This is a genomic window from Halopseudomonas oceani (assembly GCF_002903165.1).
Taxonomy (GTDB): domain Bacteria; phylum Pseudomonadota; class Gammaproteobacteria; order Pseudomonadales; family Pseudomonadaceae; genus Halopseudomonas; species Halopseudomonas oceani.
Genome location: NZ_PPSK01000044.1, coordinates 1 through 5,207, shown reverse-complemented (window position 1 = coordinate 5,207; position 5,207 = coordinate 1). Strand labels below are relative to the sequence as shown.

Annotated in this window: 7 protein-coding genes; all 7 read right to left on the bottom strand. The window is 50.3% G+C overall.

All coding sequences use genetic code 11. From position 1 onward, the window contains the following. Window positions 1-191: hypothetical protein (locus C1949_RS19580; protein ID WP_211287221.1), on the bottom strand; the 191-nt coding region annotated here is incomplete at its 3' end. Window positions 192-282: 91 nt separating this feature from the next. Next, entirely contained in the window at window positions 283-588 is a 306-nt protein-coding gene (locus tag C1949_RS19055; protein WP_104739947.1) for a hypothetical protein, read from the bottom strand. 85 nt (window positions 589-673) lie between these two features. Further along, the gene (locus C1949_RS19050; RefSeq protein WP_104739946.1) at window positions 674-1,306 is read right to left on the bottom strand and encodes an HNH endonuclease; all 633 of its coding nucleotides are present in this window, start codon (window positions 1,304-1,306) and stop codon (window positions 674-676) included. Window positions 1,307-1,721: 415 nt separating this feature from the next. Next, window positions 1,722-2,255, bottom strand: coding sequence for a hypothetical protein (locus tag C1949_RS19045; protein ID WP_104739945.1), 534 nt, complete (start codon window positions 2,253-2,255; stop codon window positions 1,722-1,724). A gap of 458 nt (window positions 2,256-2,713) precedes the next feature. After that, window positions 2,714-3,034, bottom strand: coding sequence for a 7(1) septoil knot domain-containing protein (locus C1949_RS19865; protein WP_373289819.1), 321 nt, complete (start codon window positions 3,032-3,034; stop codon window positions 2,714-2,716). Between the two features lie 92 nt (window positions 3,035-3,126). Next, a complete protein-coding gene (locus C1949_RS19040) occupies window positions 3,127-4,056 on the bottom strand; it encodes a hypothetical protein (protein WP_104739944.1) in 930 nt (309 codons plus the stop codon). Window positions 4,057-4,134: 78 nt separating this feature from the next. Beyond that, entirely contained in the window at window positions 4,135-4,665 is a 531-nt protein-coding gene (locus C1949_RS19035; RefSeq protein ID WP_146040364.1) for a hypothetical protein, read from the bottom strand. Window positions 4,666-5,207 lie beyond the last annotated feature (542 nt).

Here is a 5,207-nt window from a genome sequence, read left to right as displayed (position 1 = left end):
TCAATAAACACGTCGAGCAAGATTACCTTGGCTACAACGTCTGCATCAGGCAGCGGATCGGGCAGGTTGGTGAAGAACAGTTTGTTTTCAACACTCCGGCCCCGACATGCGTGCGCTTCTGGGAGCACCAGAATCAAAAGGACCAAGAGGCACAGATAGCGCAGGGTGTTGTTCGTCAAAAGCTGTCGCATGGTAAACGTCCGTTGTTTTAGGTAAGTCTGAAAAAACATGCTCGGACAGCCTAGCAGGCTGGTGGCCATCGTTCCTGTGGCCGCGTGATGCCTACTGGTCGCTGCTTCGCCGTTCTCTGTGCTCGCTGATCAGCACCTCGACAATCCAGCGGAGATAGCGCAGGAACATGCCCAGCGCGAGCGCCACCGTGGGCACCATCAAAAAGGCCAGCCCAAGCGCGGTGCCTGGCGATCCAGTGTGCTCTGGTCTGGATATGGCGTAGAAATGCTGCGCCCACACCAAGATCATTGGTATGCCAAGCGCACAGCAAAATATCCAGAACCAGCGCCAGCGCTTAAGCAGGACTGGCGTTACCAAAAGCGCGAAACTGATTAGTAAAAGCAGCTGTTGTTCCATGTGATCAAGTGGTCTGTTGTTGGTTTGGGCCCTCTGGGTCTAGCGCGCATGGCAAGCAACGGGGCCGTGTAGCGATGCCGCATTTTCAGGGCTTTCCAATAAACCCTGCGACTCGTTCTAGGCCGTCCCAGTTTGATTGAATCGGAGGGATAGTCCTAGGGTCTATTAAGCTGAGTTCCTCAAGGGTGTACTCCATCTTCCCAAAATTGCACGCGGCGCAGGTCACAACAAGGTTATCAAGATCGTTTGTTCCACCATGGGAGTGTGGAACCACATGATCATACTGTGCCCACATGCATTGAAAGGCCGCATGTTGAGATGCATTCGAGCGGCCCCAAGTAATTGCGGTTGGATAGGCGATATGAAGGACCTTTCTTATCTCTGCACGGATGACTGGAATCCCACAAAATCTGCAATGAAACCCATCCCTGCTGTGCAATTCAGCTTTCTGGATGGCGGTGGGCATTCTTGCCGTCACTTTCTCGCTATGGGCTTTATCAGGCTGTTTCTTGATCCGCACGAAAGGGCTCTTCTTACCCCAAATAGAGTCAGTCCAGGCCCGAATCTTTGGGTCGTTTGCGAGAGTGAATAGCTCGATAGCCAAGCTGCTATGGCCGTTTAAATGAGCAGAAACTGCTGCGTCTAGATAGCGAGCAGCATCAAATATTTCTGGGATTGGCTCTCTAAAGCAACGTTTGGGATGATCGCAATTGTTCATTAGTGCCTCGGATAGCCTTTTTGAACGCTCATTTCTTAGGCAGCCTTGGTTAAATGGTCTTGCTCGCCTTTGCTGATTGTTCCCACGCTCTGCGTGGGAATGCCGGTTTGGACGCTCTGCGTCCTGTCTTCGTGCTTTAACGCGCGGCTGCGCTGATTCTTCACGTCACTCTTTCGCCTTCACGGCGAGCAGGGGGAAATGCATGGCCATTTCCCCCTGCACCCCCTAGGGCAACCCGGCTACGCGGCCCTTCGGGTTCGCTGCGTTGCTCGTGCTGACGGGGGACGGCAGAACTCGGCTCTTCGAGCCTCAGACATGCTGCCGTCCTATTTCCCGCCAGCCCTGCACTACTCGCCCGCGTAAACGGGGACCCGAGTGCGCGAAGCGAACGACTTGAACCAGTTGTTAGACAACTTCACTCACTCCACTTGGCCTTGATATGCTTTCCTGGACCTTTTTGCAGGCTCTTCCGATCAAGCATCTTTGCCTTGAAATCGAAGTCTTCACTGATTTTTACGATAAGAAGCTTACTGAAATTTCCAGCTCGCTTGACCGAAATAGTGTCGCCTGACTTGAATGGGCTAATCGTTTTTATTTCGACGAAATCGTTACCCAATTTACCATCGGAGCCCTGTGTGAATGGCTTGTGTCTTTTGATTCCATATCGAGCCTCGCCATAGAGCTCGCCAAGCTCTCCATAAATCGGCAAATGCCGCCCTGTTATTTCGAGATAATTTCGAGCCGTTTCAACTAGCTCATCTAGCAATTCCCAAAGCTGAGGATTTTTTGGGTTCTTTGGTTCACTATCAGAATCCCAGCCCCCTTCATCATCAATCCACTCATCAATGTGTGCGTCCCAAGGGTTATATCCACATGCAGCGGCATCCGCAATTTGCTCTGCGCTATAACCTTCATCTTGCATATCGTGGAGAAAGTCCCAATCGCTCATATATTCCCTTTGCCTAACGCCCGCAGTTGCGGGCGCCTTGTAGCGATGCAGGAGCGAAAAGGCGCTCCTGCAGACTGCGTTTGTTAAGCGCTACTGCTACGTAGCGCATGTAAATTGTGCGGGGAGAAGGAATTGAACCTCCTCTCGTTTCTCCTGGATCTGGCAGGCAATTCACAATTACTGATCTCTCGCTCGGATTGAAAGTGTTCCACCAGGCCCGCAGAAACGCCACCCCGCACCAAACGCATGTAGTAAATACGATCAGATTATCCATGATTACCTACATTACGGCTTTCGCTTTCATTTCAACATTCACTTCCAATCCGAACGAGATCACCGCTCTCGCTTCAATACCTACCGTTACCTCCAAGTCGTTTTAATTTGTAAGCTTAACGCCAAGGTTTGGGGCGCGCTTTAGCGCGTCCCAGCCGAAGGCGACAACACCGCTTTGTTAAACATTAAAGTTTGCCCTTTAGAGGATGGTCATGCTGCCACCCGGAAGCCCCCCTAGAATTCACGTAGCAGATTAGGAGATCTGCAGCGCCCCTAGAGTCTACCCAGTGGATTAATGACGTTGCAGGTCCACGTGACTCAACTTCGCACCACAAACCATCATTGTTGTGTGCAGGCCCTCGTGAATCTACTTTGCAAACAAGCAAGTCAGCCGTACCACGAGAATTCACTTCGTGAATAAGCACATCTGCTGCCCCACGAGAATTCACTTCGTGAATAAGCACATCTGCTGCCCCACGAGAATTAACTTCATGAACTAGCGCCATACTTACTCCTGATGTTTAACGCTTGCAGCCATGCGCGTGCTTAGATTGGAACCGAAGGCTCAATGGAAAGCGCGTCGCCATGCCTGCACTGGTTAGTCATCAATTTGATCGAACTCCATCATGGGTTGACGACGGTCCTTCAAGGCTTCTCGCTCTTTCAGATACTCTCTTTGCTTTTCTTCATATTCTTCTTTGTCAGGTCGAGCGCGCTCTGAAATCTCGTCTTTGTCGAGGCTTTGTAAATACTGCTCTAACTCTTCGATGGTCTCGATTGTTTCAACAACCTCTTCCTTAGTCGGCTCAGAACGGCCATGTGCTGACATATTTCTGATATGCCGCATAGTCTGAATTTTCAGTAGGAGCTGCTCTGGCAGAGCTATTCCATAATGCGCTAGACGCCCCCGTGTCAGCTCCATCATGAATGGTCGCCGCCTACCAAAATCCAACCCAGCTTCAGACATGAATGCTTCTGTCGTTTTTTCAAAATATGACCAAGCAGAGAGAAGCGCTCCTAAGGGGTGAATTTTAGCAAGCTCCTGTAGCTTTTCGAGCTCTTGGTCATTTGATGGGTTGCTTAGGTTATAGACAGCGAGGTCCTGCTCCTCAGCAAACTGAGAAATGATCTCGTCATATTCTTGGCCATAGTGTTTTTTGAGTACTTGCTTAAAAAACTCTTGAGCAATATTCATATAAAAAATACTGGTGAGCTCATTTGGTGACCCAAATCGATGTTGGAGTGCGTTACGTTCATCGATGAGTAGCTCCACCTTATTAAGGAAAGGCACCTCAATCTCATGTTTTTCAAGCGCAGACAGGCAGCCCTGTATTGTGATCGTTTCTTTAGGGTTCTTGTAAATAGACTCGCCTGAGTCAAGAACCAAGTCTTTTAATATCAGTTCGATAGAGTTAGCTAGATGGAGGATCACCAGCTTCCGGTCAAGCTCCTTCTTACCGTTGTAATGTGACAATGAGTGTCCAAGCAGCTCCATTGCGCTTTGAAATAAAGGTGACTCTATTGCCACAAATCCTCCTGAGTGACTAACGCCCGCAACACCGGCTAACCGGCGCGCAGCATAGGTTTGTCCGTGTGCTTGCGATTGTTAGCTCTTTGGTGCCGCCCACATGTTTGGTTGGCGATTTCCAGCAAGCCAATCTTCGTATGATGGCATTACATCCCATGATTCCTCCTTGCTCAAAGTAATGACACCGGTATCTCTCTCGTTTAATTGATTCGCCAATAGGCGTGCTTTCTGAGTGAACCCTTCCCTAATCTTAAGGGGACGATCATCGTAGCCCTTGGTATCCTTGGAATCTCTAACGAAAAGAATTTTCTGCTCTCCATCCACGTTAAAAGTCGGATCTCTGAGTATGCCCTCATGCTCATACACGGTGTGGCGCTCAGCCTCAATGTACTTACCTTTTACGTACCAGATTTTGTAACCGTGAACCTTCTTTCCACCTAGCTGCTCAATCAGCTTCTCTACGTTCATCTCACAACAACTTTGCCGACACCAGATCTCTGGGGTTACCTCGATAAAAACGGGAGTTGAACTGCTCAGCTTCCGACAAAAAGAGGATACCTTTTGGTCTATTTTGCTCGGTGTGGTTAGACTTTTTGGATCAAGTTGCATCTGCGACCTCTTTTGCAGCTAACAGTGATTAGACCGCGCTAACTTTAATACGCGGCATAGCGCTGGATTAGAGCGGTCTCGTGTTTTATTGTATTTCAATGGGTTAGCAGCGCTCTGCCGCGAGTGCGGAACGTTAAGCCGCACGAGGCTTAATGTTCCATTGGTCGACGGTGTCGGCTTGCGCGCAGGTGATCGCGCTGTCGGGTATTCGAGGTGAAATGTGTCGAGTCTATGTAGCATCCATGCCTCCCGATGGGGCGCGCGAGAAGTGCGGTGATTTGATAGTGCTACTGCACGGCGAGTTTGCCAACCCTGAATACGGCTAAAGGCTTGCTCAAGTAGCGCGGCGCTGCCGCGCAAATACGAACGTGGCGCATGCACGGACCCAAGTCCCGTTTACGCGGGCGAGTAGCGCAGATTTATCGGGAAAAAGAAGCGTAGGCTGTCTGAGGAGCGTAGCGACGAGTTTTACGCTTCCCCGATAAATCGAGCAACGCAGCGAACCCGAAGGGCCGCGTAGCCGGGTGCCCCGGGGGATTGCT

Excerpts from the sequence above, each read along its gene's own strand:
- C1949_RS19055 (WP_104739947.1), bottom strand. The coding sequence starts at position 588 with ATGGAACAACAGCTGCTTTTACTAATCAGTTTCGCGCTTTTGGTAACG.
- C1949_RS19865 (WP_373289819.1), bottom strand. The coding sequence starts at position 3,034 with ATGGCGCTAGTTCATGAAGTTAATTCTCGTGGGGCAGCAGATGTGCTT.
- C1949_RS19050 (WP_104739946.1), bottom strand. The coding sequence starts at position 1,306 with ATGAACAATTGCGATCATCCCAAACGTTGCTTTAGAGAGCCAATCCCA.
- C1949_RS19045 (WP_104739945.1), bottom strand. The coding sequence starts at position 2,255 with ATGAGCGATTGGGACTTTCTCCACGATATGCAAGATGAAGGTTATAGC.
- C1949_RS19035 (WP_146040364.1), bottom strand. The coding sequence starts at position 4,665 with ATGCAACTTGATCCAAAAAGTCTAACCACACCGAGCAAAATAGACCAA.